The organism is Methylophilus sp. 14, from assembly GCF_015354345.1.
In the GTDB taxonomy this organism is placed as follows: Bacteria; Pseudomonadota; Gammaproteobacteria; order Burkholderiales; family Methylophilaceae; genus Methylophilus.
In genome coordinates, this window is record NZ_JADKYS010000001.1 from 960,360 (window position 1) to 982,887 (window position 22,528).

General features: G+C 48.5%; 20 protein-coding genes, 2 tRNA genes and 1 pseudogene. 9 read left to right on the top strand and 14 right to left on the bottom strand.

Annotated elements, in window-relative coordinates:
* Nucleotides 1-40: 40 nt before the first annotated feature.
* A complete protein-coding gene (locus tag INP78_RS04840; RefSeq protein ID WP_194741007.1) occupies nt 41-685 on the bottom strand; it encodes a hypothetical protein in 645 nt (214 codons plus the stop codon).
* A complete protein-coding gene (locus tag INP78_RS04845) occupies nt 682-2,679 on the bottom strand; it encodes a DEAD/DEAH box helicase (protein WP_194741008.1) in 1,998 nt (665 codons plus the stop codon). Before INP78_RS04845 ends, INP78_RS04840 begins: the two co-directional genes overlap by 4 nt.
* A gap of 386 nt (nt 2,680-3,065) precedes the next feature.
* Here INP78_RS04845 and INP78_RS14680 point away from each other — a divergent pair, with 386 nt between their 5' ends.
* The 3 genes and pseudogenes from INP78_RS14680 (at nt 3,066) to INP78_RS04855 (ending at nt 5,386) form a co-directional block, all read left to right on the top strand.
* Nucleotides 3,066-4,172 (top strand): replication initiation factor domain-containing protein, encoded by a 1,107-nt coding sequence (locus tag INP78_RS14680; protein WP_194741009.1) that lies wholly within the window; start codon nt 3,066-3,068, stop codon nt 4,170-4,172.
* Nucleotides 4,173-4,316 (top strand): annotated as a pseudogene (locus INP78_RS14685) (helix-turn-helix domain-containing protein); the annotation flags it as partial. It abuts the gene before it with no gap.
* Nucleotides 4,317-4,369: 53 nt separating this feature from the next.
* On the top strand, nt 4,370-5,386 hold the full coding sequence (locus INP78_RS04855) for a site-specific integrase (protein WP_194741010.1): 1,017 nt from the start codon (nt 4,370-4,372) through the stop codon (nt 5,384-5,386).
* Nucleotides 5,387-5,426: 40 nt separating this feature from the next.
* Here INP78_RS04855 and INP78_RS04860 read toward each other — a convergent pair.
* Nucleotides 5,427-5,502, bottom strand: a tRNA-Asn gene (locus INP78_RS04860).
* Between the two features lie 221 nt (nt 5,503-5,723).
* On the opposite strand from INP78_RS04860, the gene INP78_RS04865 reads away from it, so the two are divergent.
* Nucleotides 5,724-6,251, top strand: coding sequence for a hypothetical protein (locus INP78_RS04865; RefSeq protein WP_228522643.1), 528 nt, complete (start codon nt 5,724-5,726; stop codon nt 6,249-6,251).
* A 61-nt stretch (nt 6,252-6,312) separates the two neighbouring features.
* On the opposite strand, the gene INP78_RS04870 is transcribed toward INP78_RS04865, so the two are convergent.
* Nucleotides 6,313-7,524 (bottom strand): pyridoxal phosphate-dependent aminotransferase, encoded by a 1,212-nt coding sequence (locus INP78_RS04870; RefSeq protein WP_194741012.1) that lies wholly within the window; start codon nt 7,522-7,524, stop codon nt 6,313-6,315.
* A 139-nt stretch (nt 7,525-7,663) separates the two neighbouring features.
* Entirely contained in the window at nt 7,664-8,656 is a 993-nt protein-coding gene (locus tag INP78_RS04875; RefSeq protein WP_228522644.1) for a trypsin-like peptidase domain-containing protein, read from the bottom strand.
* A gap of 182 nt (nt 8,657-8,838) precedes the next feature.
* Here INP78_RS04875 and uvrB point away from each other — a divergent pair, with 182 nt between their 5' ends.
* From uvrB to INP78_RS04900, 5 genes are all read left to right on the top strand, one after another.
* Entirely contained in the window at nt 8,839-10,872 is a 2,034-nt protein-coding gene (gene uvrB / locus INP78_RS04880) for an excinuclease ABC subunit UvrB (protein ID WP_194741014.1), read from the top strand.
* A complete protein-coding gene (locus INP78_RS04885) occupies nt 10,869-11,135 on the top strand; it encodes a SemiSWEET transporter (RefSeq protein ID WP_194741015.1) in 267 nt (88 codons plus the stop codon). Before uvrB ends, INP78_RS04885 begins: the two co-directional genes overlap by 4 nt.
* Before the next feature lie 52 nt (nt 11,136-11,187).
* Nucleotides 11,188-12,057, top strand: coding sequence for a UTP--glucose-1-phosphate uridylyltransferase GalU (gene galU, locus INP78_RS04890; RefSeq protein ID WP_194741016.1), 870 nt, complete (start codon nt 11,188-11,190; stop codon nt 12,055-12,057).
* Nucleotides 12,058-12,063: 6 nt separating this feature from the next.
* Complete coding sequence (locus INP78_RS04895) at nt 12,064-12,615, top strand: hypoxanthine-guanine phosphoribosyltransferase (RefSeq protein ID WP_194741017.1); 552 nt, start codon at nt 12,064-12,066, stop codon at nt 12,613-12,615.
* A 415-nt stretch (nt 12,616-13,030) separates the two neighbouring features.
* Complete coding sequence (locus tag INP78_RS04900; protein ID WP_194741018.1) at nt 13,031-13,504, top strand: DUF2846 domain-containing protein; 474 nt, start codon at nt 13,031-13,033, stop codon at nt 13,502-13,504.
* A 374-nt stretch (nt 13,505-13,878) separates the two neighbouring features.
* Here the strand turns inward: INP78_RS04900 and INP78_RS04905 are convergent.
* The 9 genes from INP78_RS04905 to guaA all read right to left on the bottom strand — a co-directional run bounded on the left by INP78_RS04905 (nt 13,879) and on the right by guaA (nt 22,451).
* Nucleotides 13,879-13,969, bottom strand: a tRNA-Ser gene (locus INP78_RS04905).
* Nucleotides 13,970-14,127: 158 nt separating this feature from the next.
* On the bottom strand, nt 14,128-15,507 hold the full coding sequence (locus tag INP78_RS04910) for an ATP-binding protein (protein WP_194741019.1): 1,380 nt from the start codon (nt 15,505-15,507) through the stop codon (nt 14,128-14,130).
* 32 nt (nt 15,508-15,539) lie between these two features.
* Complete coding sequence (locus INP78_RS04915) at nt 15,540-16,307, bottom strand: response regulator (protein ID WP_194741020.1); 768 nt, start codon at nt 16,305-16,307, stop codon at nt 15,540-15,542.
* A 99-nt stretch (nt 16,308-16,406) separates the two neighbouring features.
* The gene (locus INP78_RS04920) at nt 16,407-16,865 is read right to left on the bottom strand and encodes a Spy/CpxP family protein refolding chaperone (RefSeq protein ID WP_194741021.1); all 459 of its coding nucleotides are present in this window, start codon (nt 16,863-16,865) and stop codon (nt 16,407-16,409) included.
* 107 nt (nt 16,866-16,972) lie between these two features.
* Entirely contained in the window at nt 16,973-18,568 is a 1,596-nt protein-coding gene (locus INP78_RS04925) for an ABC-F family ATPase (protein WP_194741022.1), read from the bottom strand.
* A gap of 83 nt (nt 18,569-18,651) precedes the next feature.
* Nucleotides 18,652-19,254 carry a nitroreductase family protein gene (locus tag INP78_RS04930; RefSeq protein WP_194741023.1) on the bottom strand — a complete coding sequence of 201 codons (603 nt, stop codon included), beginning with the start codon at nt 19,252-19,254 and terminating at the stop codon, nt 18,652-18,654.
* A 12-nt stretch (nt 19,255-19,266) separates the two neighbouring features.
* Nucleotides 19,267-19,764, bottom strand: coding sequence for a GreA/GreB family elongation factor (locus tag INP78_RS04935; protein WP_194741024.1), 498 nt, complete (start codon nt 19,762-19,764; stop codon nt 19,267-19,269).
* 16 nt (nt 19,765-19,780) lie between these two features.
* Entirely contained in the window at nt 19,781-20,800 is a 1,020-nt protein-coding gene (trpS, locus tag INP78_RS04940) for a tryptophan--tRNA ligase (RefSeq protein WP_194741025.1), read from the bottom strand.
* A 43-nt stretch (nt 20,801-20,843) separates the two neighbouring features.
* Entirely contained in the window at nt 20,844-22,451 is a 1,608-nt protein-coding gene (gene guaA / locus INP78_RS04945) for a glutamine-hydrolyzing GMP synthase (RefSeq protein WP_194741026.1), read from the bottom strand.
* Nucleotides 22,452-22,528 lie beyond the last annotated feature (77 nt).

The window sequence follows — 22,528 nt, forward strand, 5'->3', positions numbered from 1 at the left end:
TTAAGTACGATTTAGCTACAGTCTTAAATTGAATGGACAATTAAACTCTTAAATATTTTTTCGGTATTTTTTTGTCGCATAGTGAGTAAAAACAATCTAAGTTTTGTTGTAATTCTGTACCAATTTTTACTGTAGATGTATTTTTGATGAATATATCTAAATGGTATCTAGGATGGATATCACCATTATGATTTTCTTCGTCATCGTCATATCGGAAGTAACCATGATCTTCATTAATTAAAGCAATAAATGCATCTAAGTATTTCGTTGCCTCATAATCCTCTAAACCAAAACTGTCCATTAGGGAAACAAGAATAGCTTCAATTGAAAAGTCTGCCTCTTGACATGTACTAATAGCATTTCGAAATATTGAAATCAAATAACCATCAACTTCTTGTTTTATTGAATCTGAGTTAAAAAATATTCTGTATCCATCATCCACGATTTGAAATGGGACAGACATGGAAAAATAGCCGCTATCTCTTCTAACCACTACACGTCGATAATCTCCAGAATAAATAACAAAGTTATATTCTGGATCGTAAGTATCAGTTTTCTTATCGTTAAAATGATTAATTATTTCAGCAATAATAAGGATGTTATAGAGGTTATCAAAGATGTCCCTGACAGCTACAAACTTATTCAAATAGTAGTCAGGTATTGATTTGAAAAAAAAGGCACTCATAGCTTTTTATTCACTTCATATTCAAATTTTAAATAGTTGTTAATGATGTCTTCATCCAGATCTTCAGTGTCATTTAAGATTGAATTCATCCTGCTTATCAGCTTTGCAACAAGTCGAGGGCTTGCAGGTGGGGTTTTTTCTGCACAAAAATCCTTTACAAGTTTCTCTACAGAAAATTGATTTTCTAAAATAATATAGTCTTTCTGATTTTTAATTTCTTCTGCAGATGGGATACGAATATCAATACGATTGTTTTTTGTCAGATAATCTAGTCCGTTTTTGATCTCTTTGAGTATTCCTTGATTTGCATATTTGCTTAAAACTAAATGGCTTTCAAGAAATGATCTCGCCATCATTGTATAGAGGCCATTTCTAAAGGCAGATTGTCTATAAAGATCACTTGCATAACAGATGACAAATGGAAACTCTAAGCCCTTTGCATTGTTGATATTTGAAATAAAGAACTTATCAGGACTTCTTGATTTAGTTTCATATGAGACATTTACTGGCCATTTAAATGCATCTTTAACTTTTCCTTCAAGTTCGGATATAGAGTTATAAACGTAATTATCTTTATCAAGATATATAACAGCAATATCTCCTGGCTGAATGCTAGGAAATCTATGTCGAAGGTCACTTACAATAGAGATTATTTGGTCGGCAACGCTGTTTTGTTCAAGCTGATGAATGTAGGTGCTTGGTGTCTCTACAGGAATATCTTCAAACCTCCTTAGCGGTTCTCTGCTCAAGATTGCTCGGCCGTTTCCAGCTTCATGGTAGGTGTAACCACAGGTATTCCACTCCTCATCTTTCAACCATCTTAGTACGGGCTTTTCATAGAGCCCCATACCTAATGCATGTGAAAACATTAAGTTTTTAGGATCTGTTCTATAACATTTCTTCAAAACTATGTCAGCCTTATTCACGCTGTCATCAATAGCTCTAAAAATGTTTTGGAAGACGTCGCCGGCAACAAAGATTTTTTTTCTTGTAACTAACTCACACAACTCTATAAAACTTGGCGCAAAGTCTTGACTTTCATCTATAAATACATAATCGAAAACATATGTAGATTCAAGCTTAGATGCTTTAATCTCCTCTAGGGCTAACTTACATATAGCATCAAAATTTCCCGCCATGAGAGAGCGAAACGGAATTCCAAGGGAGTGACAAATATGCCTGTACATTCCTGAGTTGGGGTCTTTACCACTTCCCCAAGAGTGAAAACAAAAGAGTTTATTATTCCAGTCAATTTGTCTTTCAACTCTCATAAAATCGAAGAAATCAGGTATTCTAATTCTCATTGTCGAAGCAAGGATTTTATTAAAACATGTGAAGGCAATCTTGGCTTCGATATCTTTCGAATAAATTTCTTTCAATTTGTGAAGTAATAGTTCAGTTTTACCTGAACCAGCCAAGCCTTGGATTACAAGCTTTTTAGGCGTATGGTTTTTAAAAACAAAGCTAGTCTGATCAGTGTCAAAGAGTATGATTTTTGATTTAATCGCGTCAAGCGAGTCAACAGTTTCGAGGTTAATTTTTTTAGTATCGTTAATACTCCCCACAACTAACGAAATTATTAAGTCGATTGTTCGTATATCACGTATGTTTTCTATCTTTAGCTGATTAAAGTCAATTTGTTTTTTTTGTAAGCTTATAAAGCAGTTTTCCCAATTTTTTCTTCTACCAATTTTTTCTCGATATTTGTATTTTTCTGATAAAAATGAAATGTCATCAATAAATTCTTCGGTGTATTCGTTAAAGCTATCATCTGTACCAGCCTCTCCAAGATTAAGGAAGAACGGGCGCATGCCAGATACGAAAACAACAACAGCGTTGTCGTAATCGTATGTTGTATCTTCGATAGTTAAAGGTTTGGATAATACATATGTTTGCTTTTTAGCCTGTTCTGAAAGCTCCTCTAAGCTTTGGGTTAGACCGGCTCTGTCAGTTAGTTCGCGTGCGTTTTGTTCAAAAAAGCAATAACCACTCATAGGTTATATCTCCGAGATCTTTTGTATTTGTACATCCTAAAGTATAAATCATGATTTTTTTTTATGTTACCTATGCCCCCCATCTTGTTTCAAGAGAGCTGTAGTTATATGATTTGCTCGTCACAGCAACTTGTCAGCAAGACAAGGCGCCCTAGTATGTGATGTGCGCTGATAGATAAATGGTGCGGGCAAATCAAATCCTAGGCCCTTCAGGGGAGAGGTAAAGCCAAGTCCCGATAAGCCTGTCTACTCAGATAAGCCTCCATCAGGGATAAGCAGGATGCTCTAGTACCTGTGACTTCATTGTCTTTTAACCGACGATGGGGTCATGTGTTTTCCGAAATTATTACGTTGGCCCCTTCGTCACAGATACGAATGGAGTCATCGTGAATCACAATAAATTATCTTTTCAAAATTTCTCGTCAGATTCAGATTTGTCAGCGCAAAGTGGCATGTTGCGACGGCAACATGCGCTTGGCGGTGACACCTCAGAAGCTCCCGGTGTAGTAATACCGGGGGAAAGTTTGAATCACCAACCATGCGGTGATGGCTCTGAAAGTTTAGAGCTAACTGTATATGGTAAAAGAGCCGCTATTATTGCTCACCCTTTGCCTTCTGAATTCACTCCTGGATATGCGGCAATTACCGATTACCTAAATTGCTCTTTCCGTTTACCTGAAAACTTCAACCCTAATCGATTCTTTGAAATCTTTGCTAGTGTCGCTGGTGAGAGATTCTCAAAAGTGCGCAATCGCGGCAAAGGAATGAATGGGTACGAGCGTTCATTTGATATGGGCGATGAAGGTGCCAAGTTTTGCTTTGGAGGCCAGAGCAATACAGGGTTAATCATGTTGCCTGGTCAGGCCTGCCATACCATTAAGGACTGGTCTGTGTTGGTTTCTTTTCTTAGAGACAATTTAGACGCACGTATAACGCGCTGGGATGGTGCTGTAGACGATTTTGACGGCATGCATTCTGTTGATTGGGCAGTTGAACAATATCTACTTGGTAACTTCACCAATGGCGGCAATAAACCTTCATGCAAACAGAACGGCAACTGGATAGACCCTGACGGCAGCGGGCGCACATTTTATGTGGGTAAACGTGAAAACGGAAAAATGATGCGCGTTTACGAAAAAGGGATGCAATGCGGCATGCCTTTTCATCCTTGGGTAAGGTGGGAGCTTGAGCTGCATAATGTGGATAGGGTTATTCCCTGGGAAGTGCTTTCTGATCCTGGAAAGTACGTTGCAGGGGCATTCCCAAAGGTGCTTGGTTGGATTCACGATGAAATGTCTCGAATCCGTACTATCAGAACTGAGACAACCCTGTCATATGAAACCCTGGTTAAGTACGCTGCAACTGCTTATGGTCGGCTGATTAACACCATGTTAGAAGTGGAAGCGTCGCCGGATGATGTGATTAATCGTCTGCGATTAGAGGGCGTCCCAAAGCGCCTTGGTTTAATGAAACTCTTGGAGGGTAAACAGTAAATGAACACACTCACCCTGCAAGAGGCTGCGAAGTTTCTCAAGATTCACCCTGTTACATTATCCATTAAAGCCGCTGCTGGTGAAGTGCAAGGGGCAAAGGTGGGTAAGAGATGGGTTTTTGTAGATGTTGACCTGGTTGAATACATCAGGTCACAATACAAAGCGCGGGCGTTGCAGGGTGAACGAAAGGAAACAATATGTCACTCTTCAAACGCAAAGATTCGTCCTTCTGGTGGCTCAAAATTACTGTCAGTGGACGAACAATACAACGTAGTACTGGGACTGACGACAAAATCAAAGCCCAGGAATACCACGACACGCTAAAAGCGCAGTTGTGGCAGCAAGAGCGGTTAGGTGTAAAACCTGATCGAACTTGGCGAGAAGCGGTTGTACGTTGGACAAACGAAACCTCTGATAAAGCTACGCACAAAGAGGACATTCGAAAGCTGGCCTGGATGCATCAGTTTTTAGGCGATTTAACGCTTGATGCGGTAAACCAGGAAGTGATTGAGCGTGTTCGGGCGGCTAAACTCAAAGAGGCTACTAAGTCTACGACCAATCGTTATTTGGCATTGCTTCGAGCGATTCTCATTCGTGCACGAGATGAATGGGAATGGATTGAAAAAGCGCCAAAAATACGGCTCTTTAAAGAATCTAATATACGAGAACGGTCTTTGACTGCTGAACAAGTCAATCTGTTGTTAAGTGAGTTGCCGTTGCATCAACGTGAAACAGTGTTGTTTGCTTTGTGTACAGGGCTTAGGCAGCAGAATGTATTGCAGCTTGAATGGGCACAGGTCAATTTTGAATTGAAGCATGCCTGGGTAAGAGCAACACATTCTAAAAATCGAAGGCCGATTGCAGTACCGTTAAATGAAACCGCAATCAATGTTTTAAAGCGCCAAGTAGGTAAACATGAAACTCGAGTGTTTACTTATGCAGGCAAGCCACTATGCACGGCAAATACCCGTGCTTGGCGTGCAGCATTGAAAAGGGCGGGAATCACAGATTTTCGCTGGCACGATCTGCGGCATACATGGGCAACCTGGCAACGGCAGGCTGGCACACCTACACATGAGTTACAGCGGTTAGGTGGTTGGCGTTCTGGTGTAATGGTTGAACGATATGCGCATCTCGCACCAGATCATTTGGCGAATGCTGCAAACCGATTAGATTCTAAATTCGAAGGTTACGATTTAGCTACGATGGGCTAGAAAGCAAAAAGCCTTGTATTTCTACAAGGCTTTTTTTATTTGGCTCCTCAACCTGGGCTCGAACCAGGGACCTACGGATTAACAGTCCGGCGCTCTACCGACTGAGCTATTGAGGAATCGGTACGTCGTTTGAAGGCGCTATATTACTGAGACCACGCCCCTTGGTCAACCACTTTTTGCGAAATATTTTATATTTTTTGTCATTGACAAATCGGCAGCTGGAAATGGCTTGCACACGCCCTGTTTTAAGCAAATTTTTGTAATATTCATGGCCTCATGCCTTGACAGCAGCGGGTTTGTCAGGGTGCTGACTTATAATATTCGCCAGGAGAGTACGATGCGAACCATGGTTGGAAAAATTGCAAGTGTGGATGGCGTGGCAGAAGTGATTGATGCCCGCGGTCAGCATCATCGTCTGGCAGCAGGCGACTGGTTGCGTGAGGGTGATCGTTTGGTCACCAGCCACGGTGCCGCGGTGACGGTTGAAACGACTGTGGGTGGCCTGGTGCAGGTGAGTGAGTCGCAGACCATCACCTTGAATGCGCAGTTAAGTGCTGACTTTATGGCCGATAGCAGTGACGATGCGGTGAACCCGTGGTTATTGCAGCAGGTGCTGTCTGCGATTCAGTCTCAAGACGATGTGCTGGATTTGTCTGCTTTGCTGGGGACGATGCCAGCAGGCGATGGTTTTAGCGCATTTGCGGCTGAGGTGCCGGTTGCTTTGCATATTGAGGATTTGATTCAGGATCATGCGTCAGTAAGTGCGCAGGCTGTGAGCGGGGTGGTAGATCTGATGGCAAGTGCCGGACTACCCAGCGACGTGGCTTTGCAGCAAAGCTTGCTCAAAGACTTCATTAAGGATTAATTTTTAAAGCATCCAAATAAAAAGCGCCCTGGGGCGCTTTTTTATTGTCAGTCATTATTGCTTAGTTTAATGCTTTTTCAATACGATCCAATGCTTCGCGCAGGTTTTCCATGCTGGTCGCAAACGAGATGCGGAAGTAACCTTCAGCGCCGAAAGCGGAACCTGGCACGACGGCAACGTTATGCTCTTCCAGCAGGTATTCCGCTAATGCCATGTCTGTGGCTGCGTTGATTTTGCCTGCCTGATGGAGGTTGGCAATCGCCTGGCGTGCATCCGGGAAGGCGTAAAACGCGCCGCCAGCCATCAGGCAGCTCAGGCCTGGCATGGCGTTAAAGCGGTCTACCACATATTTATGACGCTCACGGAAGGCTGCCACCATTGGCTTGATACAGTCTTGTGAGCCGCTCAGTGCTGCTTCGGCTGCATATTGTGAAATTGAAGCCGGGTTGCTGGTGGACTGGCTTTGCAGGATTTCCATGGCTTTAATGATGTAAGCCGGGCCTGCCGCATAACCAATACGCCAGCCGGTCATGGAGTAGGCTTTTGAAACACCGTTCAACACGATACAACGGTCTTTGAGGCCTGGCGTTGCATTGAGGATGTTATGGAATTTGTCGCCGGTCAGGTTGACGTGCTCATACATGTCATCGGTGGCAATTAATACGTGTGGATGTTTGAGCAATACCTCACCCAGGGCTTTTAATTCATCCAGGGTATAGACGGCACCGGTGGGGTTAGAAGGTGAGTTAAACATGACCAACTTGGTTTTAGCGTTAATGGCCGCTTCGAGTTGTGCTGGCAGCAGTTTAAAACCTTGCTCAATGCCGCATTCCAGAATCACCGGTTTGGCTTCGGCCACCATGGCGATATCCGCATAGCTGACCCAGTAAGGCGCTGGCACAATGACTTCATCGCCAGCATTCAATACCGCCAGGCACAGGTTGAAAATGGTTTGCTTGCCGCCCACGCCGACAATCACTTCGTTCAAGGTGTAGTCAAAACCGTTTTCATTTTTAAATTTGTTAACAATGGCTTTTTTAAGTGCTGGAATGCCGCTGACAGGCGTGTATTTGGTGTAACCGGCATCAATCGCTGCCTTGGCTGCATCTTTAATATGTTGTGGCGTATCAAAGTCTGGCTCACCAGCAGCCAGGGCAATAATCGGGCGACCTTCGGCTTTGTATTTCGCAGCTTTGGCAGTAATAGCCAAAGTTGGGGATTCTTTAATGGATAACACGCGTGCAGACAGCACGTTGGCGGCAGCTTGGCTCAAGATTGCTTCCTTGTTGGTCGACTATGCTCAAACAGACCGCTAAATGCGACCTGCAAAAAATTGAAAAACGCAATATTTTACGCAAAAAAACACCGCTGTGGAAGCTGGCACAGGGTGTTTCTTTAAAATAATCAAACCGTTATTTTGAGCAGTTTTGGTTGCAACCGACGTAAGCCTGGTAAACAGGCACCAGTAAGGGGTCGATTTGCTGTAGTCGGGTTTCAATCTGACGTACCGTTTGCTGGTCGCCAAGCTGTTGCGCGACCTCCCCACGTTTAAACCAGGCTTCGACAAATTGCGGATCCAGGCTGACTGCCTGGTCAAAAGCGCTGGCCGCCGAGGTGAGTTGTTTTAAGGATAATTGTGCCAGGCCGAGGCTAAACCAGGCATCTGCGCTGGTGGGTTCTTGCTGCGTCCACAAGGTGCTCACTTTTTGCAAGGCTGCCCAGTCTTGCCGCGACTCAGGCACTGCGGCACGCATGTAAAAAGGTTTTTTGTCTTCATCTTCTTCCCACAGCGCTTTGCCGTGCACCGGGAACTCTGTGCTGGCGGGCATTTTTTCCAGGGTTTCCAGCCATTCAACAGGCAGTGCAAAGTGGATGCTGCCGCCATTGCCTGCGGTTTTGAAGGTATTGATACCGACCAGCCTGCCTTCCATGTCAAACAGGCCGCTGCCACTGGCGCCCATGAGAAACTTGGCGCTGCTGCGTATCATATTGCCGGGTTGTGTGGGGTAGAGGCCCTGAATTTCACCGATGGAGGTGATCGGTGCCGGGACACCATTGGAGTGGCCGATGGCGGTGATTTCCTGTCCGCGCGTAAGGCTCAGGCTGTTGCCGCGCAGCACGGGTTTAAATGGCATGTTGTGGGTGGAGACCAGGCAGAGGTCGTGCCAGGCGTCGGCGCGCACGTCTGTAATCGGGTAACTGTCTTCGCCGCGCGAAATCCACGGCTGTTTGGTGGCACGCAATACATGGCAGTTGGTCACCACCTGATTGTCTGCCACCACCACGCCAGAACCATAGGCCATGCCGCCATCCGGGTTGTAGCCGCGGATCATGACGACGCCAAAATAGGCCTCCATCAGGGCCTGTTGGTTATAGGCGTTGGCAAGCGATGTGCCGAGTAACATACATGCTAAGAACAAGTGTTTCACGTGATTCCCCAGGTGCCTGTTTTGATGTTTTTGAAATGACTGATTCTTGCGATAAAAGTTCTGGCGACAAGTATCTGCGAAAATTGTAAATCATGCGCCTGTGGCTGCAAAAACAGTTAAAATATGATTTATACCATTCTTGTCTCCAAATTGTTCTTGTGATCGTCACTTTTCCGGGCAGTAAATACGAATTGCACCAGCCGTTTCCCCCTGCTGGCGATCAGCCACAGGCGATTGAAAAGCTCACGCAAGGCATTGAAGCGGGCCTGCAATTTCAAACCCTGCTCGGCGTGACGGGTTCAGGCAAAACCTACACCATGGCTAACGTGATTGCACGCACGGGTAAACCGGCGATTGTCATGGCCCCCAACAAGACACTGGCGGCACAGCTTTATAGTGAGTTCAGGGAGTTTTTCCCCAATAATGCGGTGGAGTATTTCGTCAGTTATTACGATTACTACCAGCCTGAGGCTTATGTGCCTTCGCGCGACCTGTTTATTGAAAAAGACTCCAGTATTAATGACCATATAGAACAGATGCGTTTGTCGGCGACCAAAGCCATCCTGGAGCGTGAAGATACGGTGATCGTGGCGACGGTGTCGGCGATTTACGGTATTGGCGACCCGGGTGAGTATCATGGCATGGTGCTGCATATCCACCAGGGTAAAAAGGTCGCGCAAAAAGACATCGTGACACAGCTGATCAACATGCAGTATGACCGCAATGATTTTGATTTCAGCCGCGGTTGTTTCAGGGTGCGTGGCGATATTATTGATGTGTTCCCGTCAGAGAACAGTGAAACGGCGGTGCGCATCAGCCTGTTTGATGATGAAATCGACAGTATCCAGTTGTTCGACCCGCTCACCGGTCAGGTGTTTAACAAAATCCACAATTTCCGTATTTTCCCCTCCAGCCATTATGTAACGGCGCGTGAAGCCACGGTGCGGGCGATGGATACGATTAAAGAAGAACTGCGCCAGCGCGTGAGTTTTTTCCTCAGTGAAAACAAGCTGGTAGAAGCGCAGCGTATTGAACAGCGCACACGCTTTGACCTGGAAATGCTCAATGAAATCGGCTTCTGTAAGGGCATTGAGAACTATAGCCGTCATTTAACGGGCCGTCCTCCAGGCAATCCACCGCCCACATTGATTGATTATCTGCCTGCAGATGCGTTGATGATCATTGATGAAAGCCACGTCACCGTGCCGCAAGTGGGTGGCATGTATTTAGGCGACCGCTCGCGTAAATCCAACCTGGTCGATTATGGCTGGCGCTTGCCTTCGGCCATGGATAACCGTCCGCTCAAGTTTGAAGAGTTTGAGCACATTATGCGCCAGTGCGTGTTTGTGTCGGCAACGCCCGCAGATTATGAAAAAAACCACCAGCAGCAAGTGGTAGAGATGATCGCGCGCCCGACTGGCCTGGTCGACCCTGAAGTCACGGTGAAACCAGCTGATACGCAAGTGGATGATTTGCTGGGCGAAATTAAATTGCGTGTAGAGGTGGGTGAGCGCGTGCTGGCGACCACACTCACCAAGCGCATGGCCGAAGACTTGACTGATTACTTAAGCGAGCATGGCGTCAAAGTGCGCTATCTGCATAGTGATATTGATACGGTAGAGCGCGTGGAGATTATCCGTGACTTGCGCCTGGGTGAGTTTGATGTGCTGGTGGGCATTAACCTGCTGCGCGAAGGCCTGGATATTCCAGAAGTGTCGTTAGTTGCCGTACTGGATGCTGATAAAGAAGGCTTCTTGCGTTCTGAACGCTCACTGATCCAAACCGCAGGCCGCGCGGCGCGTAACCTTAACGGCAAGGTGATTTTTTACGGCAACAAAATTACCCGCAGCATGAAGCTGGCGATGGATGAAGCCGATCGCAGACGCAAGATCCAACTGGCTTTTAACGCTGAGCATGGCATCACGCCTAAAGGCGTGACTAAACGCATCAAGGATATTATTGATGGCGTTTACGATAAGGACGAAGCCCAGCGTGAACGCAAGGCCGCACAGGAGCAGGCCAGCTACGAAAATATGAGCGAAAAAACCTTGACCAAAGAGCTCAAGCGCATTGAAAAAGTCATGCACGACGCAGCCAAGAACCTGGAATTCGAAAAAGCGGCACAATACCGTGACCAGCTAAAAAAACTCAAGTTGCAGGCATTCGGTGCCGAAGTAGAAGATTTGAAATGACCACCTTACATCTCTGTATTGGCTCGATTGCTGCCGTGTGCACTACGCTAGCATTTGTGCCACAGGTCGTGCAATCCTGGCGTACCAGAGACCTAAGTGGTATTTCACTGCCTATGTATACGATTTTTACCATCGGCGTGTTGCTTTGGCTGATTTATGGCATCCTCATCCAGGATTGGCCGGTCATTATTGCTAATGCGATCACGGCGATGTTGGCCAGTGTGGTTCTGTTGTTAAAATTGAAATCATGCTTGGCTCGCTGAATCAGATTTTTTATTAATGATGTTTATAACTATTTTATTTTAGGATACGACCATGAAGAAAATTACAAAAGCAGTGTTCCCGGTAGCGGGGCTAGGTACCCGTTTCTTGCCGGCGACCAAAGCCAGTCCCAAGGAAATGCTGCCGGTGGTCGATAAGCCGTTGATTCAATATGCGGCGGAAGAGGCCATTGCCGCTGGTGCCACAGAGCTGATTTTTATCACCGGCCGCAACAAGCGTTCGATTGCTGACCATTTTGACAAAGCCTACGAACTAGAAGCCGAGCTGGAAGCCGCAGGCAAGCAAAAACTGCTTGATATTGTGCACAGCATCCTGCCAAAAGGCGTGAGCTGCGTCTTTATCCGTCAATCACAAGCGTTGGGCCTGGGCCATGCGGTGTTATGCGCCAAACCAGTGGTGGGCAACGAGCCATTTGCGGTATTGCTGGCTGATGATTTGCTGGTGGGTGATGTGTCCATCACCAAGCAAATGGTGGATATGTATACCGAGCAGCAATGTTCTATTTTGGGCATTGAAACCGTGGCGCCAGAAGAAACCAGCAGCTATGGCGTGGTGGATGCTGTGGCTAAAACGGACGACTTGCTTGAAGTGAAAGGCATGGTAGAAAAACCAAAGCCAGAAGAGGCACCTTCTAACCTGGCCGTGGTTGGCCGTTATGTGTTGAGCCCACGTATTTTTGATTGCCTGGAGCATGTGAAGCCAGGCAAGGGTGGCGAAATCCAGCTGACTGACGGTATTTCTGCCTTGATGGAATTTGAAAAAGTCATGGCTTATCGCTACAAAGGCAAACGTTATGACTGCGGCAGCAAACTGGGCTTTATGCAGGCCAACGTTGAGCTGGGATTGAAGCATCCTGAAATTGCAGATAGTTTCAAAAGCTACCTGAAAACATTGTCCATCTAAGCAACCATGCAGGCAGCACAACAGCAATCGCCAGCCTTTTGGCTGGCACACTCGGACGTGGTGTTTACTGCGGAAGAGGTCAGCCGCGCGATAGACCGCATGGCGGCGCAATTGCGCGAGCGCTTATCCAGCGGCCAGCCGGTGGTGCTGTTGTGTGTGATGCGTGGTGGTTTATACCTGGCCGGGCAGTTAATGAGCCGCTTGCCAGTGCCAGCGAGGTTGGATTACCTGCAGGCCAACCGTTATCACGGCACAGCCGGGCAAGAGATTGTCTGGAGCAAACGCCCGGAACTGGATCTGGCCGGGCAAACCGTTGTTGTACTCGATGATATTCTGGATGAAGGCGTGACGCTGGCAGCAGTCGTTGCACACTGCCGTGAAGCTGGTGCCGCACAGGTGCTGACCGCCGTGCTTACCGAAAAAGACAATGGCTTGCAAAAACCGTTGCTGGCCGATGTGGTTGGCCTCACCGTACCTAACCGCTATGTGTTTGGTTGCGGCATGGATGTGTATGGCTGGTGGCGCAATCTGCCAGAAATTCGCGCCTTGCAAGCCTGAGCCATTAAAAGTTATACCTTCAATTCAGATTGCCTGAATGCTGGCGGAGAAGGAGGGATTCCTGAAAGTCGGCAGAGATTTATTAATAATCAATTACTTAGATTGCATCTGGTGAGGCTGTGTGGCTCACTATTGTGTACCACTTTCATATGGTAACTATTCAAATCGCCCATTGCAATACCTCAGCGGGGTTCGCGTACCCACGGGGATTCGAACTGCGGTATAAGGGATGTACTTAACTCAATGACAGCCGTTGTGTAATATATCTTCCAACCTCCGAGAGGTCCTCCGAATGCAAGGCGTAACGTGTGTTATTCGAAGCCTCCCAGCAAGATGGAGAGTAGAGTGGATTGTGTTCTTTTTAACTACTGATAATAATTCGAGGGGAGATTTTTTGTACAAGGTTCTGATTGTTATGGGTCTAGCATTACTAAGCGCGTGTTCTGCAACAGGCCCAAAGTTTAATGCTGTGTCGCACCCAACAAATGACTCACTGATTTATGTCTATCGACCAGACCTTTTTCAGAATGGGGCAATTTCTCCAGGGATAGTAGTAGACAATGAAGAGAGGTTGTTACTGCAAAACAATGGCTACACATACTTCTACTTACCTCCTGGGCAACATCAATTCTCTATTTTGCTGAGTGACCGCTATACACCGGCAGAGCCAACAAAGTTATTAATGGAAGCTGGTACTGTTTACTATTTGAAACTGGTCACAGGTAATATTTTCAATAGTATGCCTGGGGTGGGATTAAGCGTTAACCGCAAATTTGGATTGATAAGTGTTGAGGAGGAAATAGGCAAGGCAGAAATACAAGATTGCCGTTACCTTAATCCTAGTGAGTCAAAGAAGTTTTCAAAAAGTTATTTTCTGGAGTCTAATTAACCATAGAGCCCTCAAGGATAAACTCCAAGAGGGCTTCGTGCTTTTTAGTCTTAATCTACCGTGCCTAATAATGCTTTAGGCGTCTGCGAAGGGGCCTTAGGCTAGACTTTAGGATTGGCCGAGGGTAAGTGTGGGCAAGACCTCTTGAGCGTGCCTTGGATTAAAACGGTGCGTCTGTGTCATCGTCTGAGGTTGTACTCATAGCAACCAGGGGCGGGACTCTACGGCGAAAATAGAAGACGCCTTTACGGTTAATCATGTGGATTTGTTTACGCATCCTAGATGCCTAAAGTGTACCAGTTATGTGGCTCAATTTACGCTCTATCTATATGAATAGATTGGTTATTATTAAAATTCAACTACTTAGGAATCGCTGGCGGAGAAGGAGGGATTCGAACCCTCGATACGCTTGCGCGTATGCCTGATTTCGAGTCAGGTACATTCAACCAGCTCTGCCACTTCTCCGTTTTTTAAATCAATGGCTTACAAGATAGGCAATTGGGCCGTACGATTTTTTCCAGCCTGATATAGCTTATGCTTTAAGCAAGGGCATTAGTCTACACCTTGGCGCCTGTGCAGTTCAATCATCATGATTGCCAGGTTGTCCGCTGCTGCAAATCCGATTATTGCAGCGGCAAAGTGATCTGTATCACCAGGCCGGAGGCAGGTGCCGGTTTGTTGCTGATAGACAGTTTGCCACCATGTTTTTCAACAATCATGCGCGCAATGGCGAGGCCCAGGCCAGTACCGCCGGTTTGGCGTGAACGGGAATCCTCCAGCCTGCGGAAGGGTTCCAAGACGTTATTCAGTTCTTGTGCCGGGATGCCGGGGCCGTCGTCGGAGATCACAAAAATAACCTGGTTGCCCTCGGTGTGGAGCGCCAGCGCAGGCGTCTGCGCATAGGTAATCGCATTGTTGAGCAGGTTGGTCAGGCAACGTGTAAGCAGGTGTGCTGAGCCGAGAATGGTGATCGATTGCGTGGGCAGGCTGCTGGCAATCGCGTGGCCTGCATCTTCAAAATCATCACAGAGGGCGGTGGCTAGTGCGGTGAGGTCTACTTTGCTTTTGTGGATGTTTTCACCGCATAAGCGGGCAAAGTCCAGCCCTTCACGCACCATTTCCTGCGTGGCAGTCAGGTCTTTGATCAAGCCTTGTTTAAGCTCCTGGTCTTTGACTTTTTCCAGGCGTAAACGCAAGCGCGTGAGCGGTGTTTGCAGGTCGTGTGCAATGGCGCCCAGAATAAAGCCGCGCTCCTGAATATGCTTGAGGATGCTGCGCTGCATTTCGTTAAAGGCTTTAGCCGCATGGCGCACTTCGGTAGAGCCTTCGTTTTCTGGTAAAGGCGCATGCTCGATATTGTGTGCCAGTTGCAAGGCGGCATTTGCCAGTTTGCGTAACGGTTGCGTGGCGACAGAGGCGACAGCCCAAATGATGCTGATCAAACCAAACAACGCCAGCACGATGGTGAGTGGGTTGCGTTCATGCGGCGGTCCGGCGGGTGGGCGGTGGCCACCGTAGTGCAGCTCGATCAAAATCGGTGTGTTGTCTTCAAGGTGGGTATAAACCGCTAGGCACTGGCCATGTGGATGTGGTGGCGGTGCGCCAAAACCAGGCGGCGGTGGAGGCGGGCGACGAGGCGCGCAATGGCTGGCCTTGGAAAGACTGATAAAGTCTGCCACCTCTGGCACCAGCAAGTTGTTGAGGTTGGCTAATTCTGCAGGCAGCAGTGGTGCATTTTGTGGTGGTTCTACGCCCACGGTCACATGGCTGCCCATGCGTTTAAATACATCTTGAATCTCGGAGCGTTTTTCAGGCACGGTCGCTTCCAGAATACGAATCATGCTTTCAATACGGTCGAATGCAAACTGGTCGCGCAGGCGTGTTTCATTTTCGCGCGAATCGCGCTGGCCCAGCATGCTCACGACAGTCGCGGTGATGAGAATACCAATGACGGTAATCAGGAAGATACGGACCGACATGGTGCCTAACAATTTTTTTATCATCACTCTAGTGCTCTTTATGGTCAGGTGCGCTTTTATTTAAGATAACGGACATCTGCTGTCAGTAGATAGCCTTCATTGCGTAGCGTTTTGATCATGGACGGACTTTTAGTATCCACTTCAAGTTTCTGTCTTAATCTACTGATTTGTAAGTCTATTGATCTATCAAACGGGCCAGCTTCGCGGCCGTGCATTTCTTCCATCAGTTGATCACGGCTCAAGGTACGGTTGGCGTGCAGCAGCATGAAACGCAGGAACTTGAACTCGGCATTGGAGAGTGGAATGCTGGTATTGCTTTGGTCAATCAAGGTGCGGTTGTGGATATCCAGCTTCCATTCATTAAACTCAATAAAGCGCAAAATGCCGCTATCGGCAGACTCTTCATGATGGGCTTTGCCAGGATTTTCTGCATGCATACGTGCGCGACGGATCACACTGCGGATACGCGATAACAGCTCCAGTGGTTCAAACGGTTTCGCCACATAATCGTCGGCACCAGTTTCCAGGCCCATAATGGTATCCAGCGAGCTGGTACGCGCTGTCAGCATGATAATCGGCAGCAAACGGTACTTGGGTGACTCACGCAACTCACGGCACAGTTCAATGCCGCTACGTTGCGGCATGTTGATATCCAGAATAATCACGTCTGGCAGTTGCCGTTCCAGCGCTTGCCACATTTGGGCGTGATTGGCCGCCTGATGGGTGATGAGCTGATTATCTTGCAGAAAATCACACAGCAGATCACGAATCGCATCATCGTCATCTACTACCAGTACATGTGTGTCAGGATGGCCGTCAGTCATAAACAAAGTCTCGGGCTTACAAGAGTGGATATTGGAGCACAAAAACCGGCCATTGTGGCCGGTTTCCAGCATTAAACCAGGATGGTTTTACGCGCGGTACTATTTTTCATGGCGGGGGCCACCATGATGCGGGCCGTCATGCTGCGGAAACGCATTTTCATCAAACGCTTTTTTCTGGGCATCGTTTAATTGCGCATAAAACGCACGTACTGCTTTTGCACGTTCAGCCTGGCGCGTATCACGTTCTTTGTCCCAGGCTTCCATTTTATCCAGGCGTTGCAGCGTGTTGAGCTTGTTTAACTCAGCCACATCCGGATGCTCAGCTTTGTCTTGTGGCTTGATTTGCGCCTGGTAGTTTTTCCAGGCGTTTTCCTGGGCACTGGTCAGTTGCAAAATAGTATGTAATCTTTCCTGATGCTTTTCAAAATGCTCCAGGCGGTGTTCCTGCCAGTTGGCTTTGTCAAATTTACCTTTGTCGCAACCATGGCCGGGTTCGGCAAAGGCGGTGCCGCACACCAAAACCAGAAGCCCTGCGAATGCCAGTTTATTCAGTTTCATGATGTATCCTTTAATCATCATTGCGAAATTGCAATGTTGACATTAAAACACCCGAATGTATCGGGTGTTTGTCTGATCATGCTAGCTGTGTAACGGAGTGTATCCGCTTATTCAATGCCCTGGCTGGCGAGGTAATCCTCATAGTTGCCAGTAAAATCGACAATGCCATCGGCTTTGATTTCGATAATGCGCGTGGCAATCGAGCTCACGAACTCGCGGTCATGGCTGACAAAGAATAAGGTGCCTTTGTATTTATCCAGCGCGGTATTCAGCGCTTCAATAGATTCCATGTCCATGTGGTTGGTTGGCTCGTCCATCAATAGCACATTGGTTTTTGCCAGCATCAATTTGCCATACAGCATGCGGCCTTTTTCACCACCGGAGAGGACCTTGACGGATTTTCTGGTCGCTTCGGTCGGGAACAGCAAACGGCCGAGCATGCTACGCACGGTGTTGTCATCGTCGCCTTGTTGACGCTGTGCGGTCATCCATTCAAACAGGTCTTCGCCTTTTTCGAATTCGTATTCATGGTCTTGCGCAAAATAGCCCAACTTGGCTTTTTCTGCCCATTTGACCTCGCCATGTTTAGGCGCCAAATCACCTGCCAGGCAACGCAAGAACGTGGTTTTACCGATACCGTTTTCACCAATAATGGCGACTTTTTCACCGGCTTCAAACATCAGTTCCACGTCATTGAACAAAGTCCTGTCAAAGCCGTGGCTGAGTTTCTTCAGTTCTACCGCGTTGCGGTGCAGTTTTTCCCTGTCGTCAAACTCAAAGCGGATAAACGGATATTGGCGGCTGGATGGTTTAAATTCTTCCACCTTGATTTTATCAATCTGCTTGGCACGGCTGGTGGCCTGCTTGGCTTTAGACGCGTTAGCCGAGAAGCGGCGCACAAAGTCCTGCAGGTCGGCAATTTGCTGCTTGGCCTTGGCGTTGTCTTTGGCTTGCTGGTTACGCGCTGCAATGCTGGCTTCCATGTAATCATCATAGTTGCCTGGGTAAGAGGTAATCTTGCCGTAGTCCATATCGCAGGTGTGCGTACATACTTGGTTCAAAAAGTGGCGGTCATGCGAAATGATGACCATGGTGCAATCACGATTGTTCACCACATCTTCCAGCCAACGAATGGTGTTGATGTCCAGGTTGTTGGTCGGCTCATCCAGCAGCAATACATCCGGGTTGGCAAACAAGGCTTGTACTAACAGTACGCGCAGTTTCCAGCCTGGTGCGACGGCACTCATCGGGCCAGTATGTTGCTCCAGCGGAATGCCTACGCCTAACAGTAATTCGCCAGCACGTGCTTCGGCGGTATAACCGTCATATTCGGCAAACACGCCTTCCAGCTCAGCGGCACGCATATAGTCGTCTTCGGTCGCCTCGAGGTTGGCGTAAATAGCATCACGCTCCTGCATGGCTTTCCACATTTGTTCGTGGCCCATCATCACCACGTCCAGCACGCGCTGGTCTTCATAGGCAAACTGGTCCTGTTTCAAAAACGCCATGCGTTCGTTGGGGTCCAGGCTGACGTTACCGCTGGTAGGCTCCAGCACACCGGCTAGAATCTTCATAAATGTGGATTTACCACAACCGTTGGCGCCAATCAGGCCATAACGATTACCGTCGCCAAATTTGACGGAGACATTTTCAAACAGTGGCTTGGAGCCAAACTGCATGGTGATATTGTTTGCAATTAACATGAAAAACCTTCAAAAGTTTAGCCGCGGATAAACGCGGATGCACGCAGATAAAATTATTTTTGCAGGTAAATGGCCTGCATTTTTTAAAAAGTGTTGTAGATGACGACTTCATCCATGGGCAACTGGCCGCCACGTGGTTTGGCTGCTTCCAGTGCTTTGCCTACCACCACAAACATCACCGGCACATGGTCAGCAGGCAAGTTGATCAGTTTGGCCACGGCATCAAAGTCAAAACCGTCCATCGGGCAGGTGTCATAACCCATTTCCTTGGCCGCCAGCATCAGCGTCATCGCCGCCATGCCGCCTGAGCGCATGCCTTCATCACGTTCGGCCTGTGCGTGGTCGGTGTAATAGTCGTGAATCGCCTTCACCAGGTAGTCGCTGACTTGTTGCGGTGCATTGACCCAGTAGCGCGCCGGGTCTTTTTCCCAGGCCTTGAGGTCTGCCGTCAATATAACTAGCAACGAGGCATCAGTCACTTGTGCCTGGTTCCAGCTCACCGCGCGGATTTGATGGCGTAACACCGGATCTGTCACCACCACAAAGCGCCAGTGCTGAATATTGAAAGCAGTCGGCGACAGCATGGCCAGCGAGAACAACTGCTGGATTTCTGCTTCTGTCATCCGGTGAGCAGGATCGTAAGCTTTGATTGAGCGGCGTTCCTGTATGGCTTGTGATACGTTCATGATGTGTGTTAATTAATACTCAATAGTTAAAATGTCCAACTGCAAAGGGCCCGCCGGACGCTGCCAGACAGTACTGTCACCCGCTTTGCGGCCTAGCAGGGCTTTTGCCAGCGGTGACACATAGCTGACTTTTTGCTGCGCAATGTCTGCTTCATCTTCGCCGACGATCTGGAAAACAGATTGTTCACCATCTTCATCTTCCACCTGCACTTTGGCGCCAAATAAGACGGTGTGTCGCGGTTGCTGCGCCGGATCTACCAATTGTGCCGATTCCAGCCGGGCGACAAAGTAGCGTAGGTCGCGGTCAATTTCAGCCAGTTTTTGCTGCGCACTGGGGTCTTCTTTGCGCGCAACGTATTGGCTGCGTGCAGTTTCCAGTGTTTTGACGGTTTGCTGTAATTGTTGCAAGCCGTCTGGTGTTACATAGTTCGCATGCGGACTCAGCGGGCGTTCCGGTAAGTCAGTCCCGGCCAGCTCCAGATCATCTTCTTTAACAAAACCACGACTCATCTCAGTGCTTAAATGCTTAAAAGTAGGTCAGGCCCAGCGCAGCACGCACTTCGCTCATGGTGTTGGCAGCCACTTCACGCGCTTGCTCAGTGCCTTCACGCAGCAATTGCAAAATATAGCCTTTGTCATTGGCCAACTCAGCACGGCGCGTACGGATTGGCTCCAGCATTTCTTGCAATACGGCTTCCAGGCGCTTTTTAACGATGCTGTCCGCCAGACCGCCACGTGTGTAATGCGCTTTCAGTTCGGCCACCGCGGCTTTGTCCGTGTCAAACGCATCCAGGTAGGTGAAGGCAATATTGCCTTCCACATGGCCAGGGTCTTCAATTTTTAAGTGCAACGGGTCGGTGTAGACGCGTTTAACCGCTTTAGTCACTTCGTCAGCGGTTGCGCCCAGGTTAATCACGTTGCCTAATGACTTACTCATTTTGGCTTTGCCATCAATGCCAGGCAAACGGCCCAGCTCTGGCACCAGGGCTTTGGTTTCCACCAGAATTTCCTGTTTGGTGCTGGCATTTTTATAAGTGCGGTTAAAGCGGCGCACGATCTCGTTGGTTTGCTCAATCATCGGGATCTGGTCTTCACCGACTGGCACCAGCGTGGCTTTAAACGCGGTAATATCAGCGGCCTGGCTGACAGGGTAGGTGAGAAAACCCGCCGGAATATCGCGCTCGAAGTCACGCAGGCGAATCTCTTCTTTGACGGTCGGGTTACGCTCCAGGCGCGCCACGGTGACCAGGTTCAGGTAGTAAAACGCCAGCTCCGTCAGTTCAGGCACTTGTGACTGGATAAAAATGGTCGACAGCTTAGGGTCTATGCCGACGGCCAGGTAGTCCAGAGCCACTTCCACCACATTGCGATGCACTTTATCAATATCATCCATATTGTCGGTCAGCGCCTGCGCGTCGGCCAGCATGACGTATTGCTTGTATTCATGCTGATATTTGACACGGTTACGCAAACTGCCGACAAAATGCCCCAGATGCAACGGGCCGGTTGGGCGATCGCCAGTGAGGATAATGGATTGAGTACTCATCGTTTTTCTCTAATTAGGGTGAGGTCAGGGCTAAGAATGAAAGTTATTCCCACTCGATAGTGGCAGGCGGTTTACCGGAAATGTCATACACCACGCGGTTGATGCCTCTTACCTCGTTAATAATTCTATTGGACACTTTGCCCAGCAAGCTGTATGGCAACTCTGCCCAATGCGCGGTCATAAAGTCGCTGGTGACCACGGCACGCAAGGCGACCACGTAGTCATAAGTACGGCCATCACCCATCACGCCCACGGATTTCACTGGCAAGAACACAGTAAATGCCTGGCTGGTGAGGTCGTACCAGGTTTTACCCGTGGCAGCATCGACGGTATTGCGCAATTCTTCGATAAAGATCGCATCGGCACGTTGCAGCAATAAGGCATAGTCACGTTTGACTTCACCCAAGATGCGCACGCCCAGGCCAGGGCCCGGGAACGGGTGGCGGTAGACCATATCACGTGGCAGGCCGAGGGCGACGCCTAGCTCGCGCACTTCGTCTTTAAACAGGTCGCGCAATGGCTCCAGCAGTTTGAGGCCAAGCTGCTCTGGCAAGCCGCCAACGTTATGGTGGCTCTTGATGGTCACCGCTTTTTTCGATTTTGCGCCGCCAGATTCAATCACATCCGGGTAGATGGTGCCTTGTGCCAAAAAGGTTGCGCCTTTGTGACCAGCGCCGCTGGCTTTGAGTTTGGCCGCTTCGGCTTTAAATACCTCAACAAATTCGGCACCAATGATTTTACGTTTGGCTTCCGGGTCGCTGACACCAGCCAGTTTGCCCATAAACTGTTCGGTGGCATCGACGCGGATGACCTTGGCATGCAAACGTCCTGCGAACATCTCCATTACCATGTCGCCTTCATTGAGGCGTAACAGGCCGTGGTCTACAAACACACAGGTCAGCTGGTCGCCAATGGCGCGGTGAATCAGCGCCGCTGCGACAGAGGAGTCAACGCCGCCAGACAAACCTAAAATGACTTCTTCATCGCCGACTTGAGCTTTAATTTTTGCCACCGCCTCAGTGATGTAGTCGCCCATGATCCAGTCTGGTTTTGCGGCACAGATATCCAATACAAAACGCTCCAGCATGGCCTGGCCTTGTTTGGTGTGGGTGACTTCGGGGTGAAACTGAACGGCATAGAAACGGCGGTCTTCATCGGCCATGGCGGCAATCGGCGTGGTGTCGTTGCTGGCAATGACTTTAAAACCTGCTGGCAGTTCGGTGACTTTGTCGCCGTGGCTCATCCAGACGTCAATCAGGCCGTGGCCTTGGTCATTAGTAGCGTCCTGAATGTCGCGGAACAGGGCAGAGTGGCCGCGTGCGCGCACTTGCGCATAGCCAAACTCGCGCTTGCTGCCTGCCTCAACCTTGCCGCCCAGTTGTTGCGCCATGGTTTGCATGCCGTAGCAAATGCCCATGACCGGGACACCAAGTTCAAATACGGCTTGCGGTGCTTTGTCGGTTTCTTCTTCATACACGCTGGCATGGCTACCGCTGAGGATAATGCCGTCGGCGCCAAAGTTTTTGACGAAGTCGTCAGAGACGTCGCAAGGGTGGATTTCACAGTAAACATGCGCTTCGCGTACGCGACGGGCGATGAGTTGGGTCACTTGTGAACCGAAGTCTAGAATGAGGATTTTTGAGTGAGACATTTTTTTAGCCACAGAGTGCACAGAGGACACAGCGTCTAAGAGAAACTATTCTCCGTGACATCTGTGTCCTCTGTGGC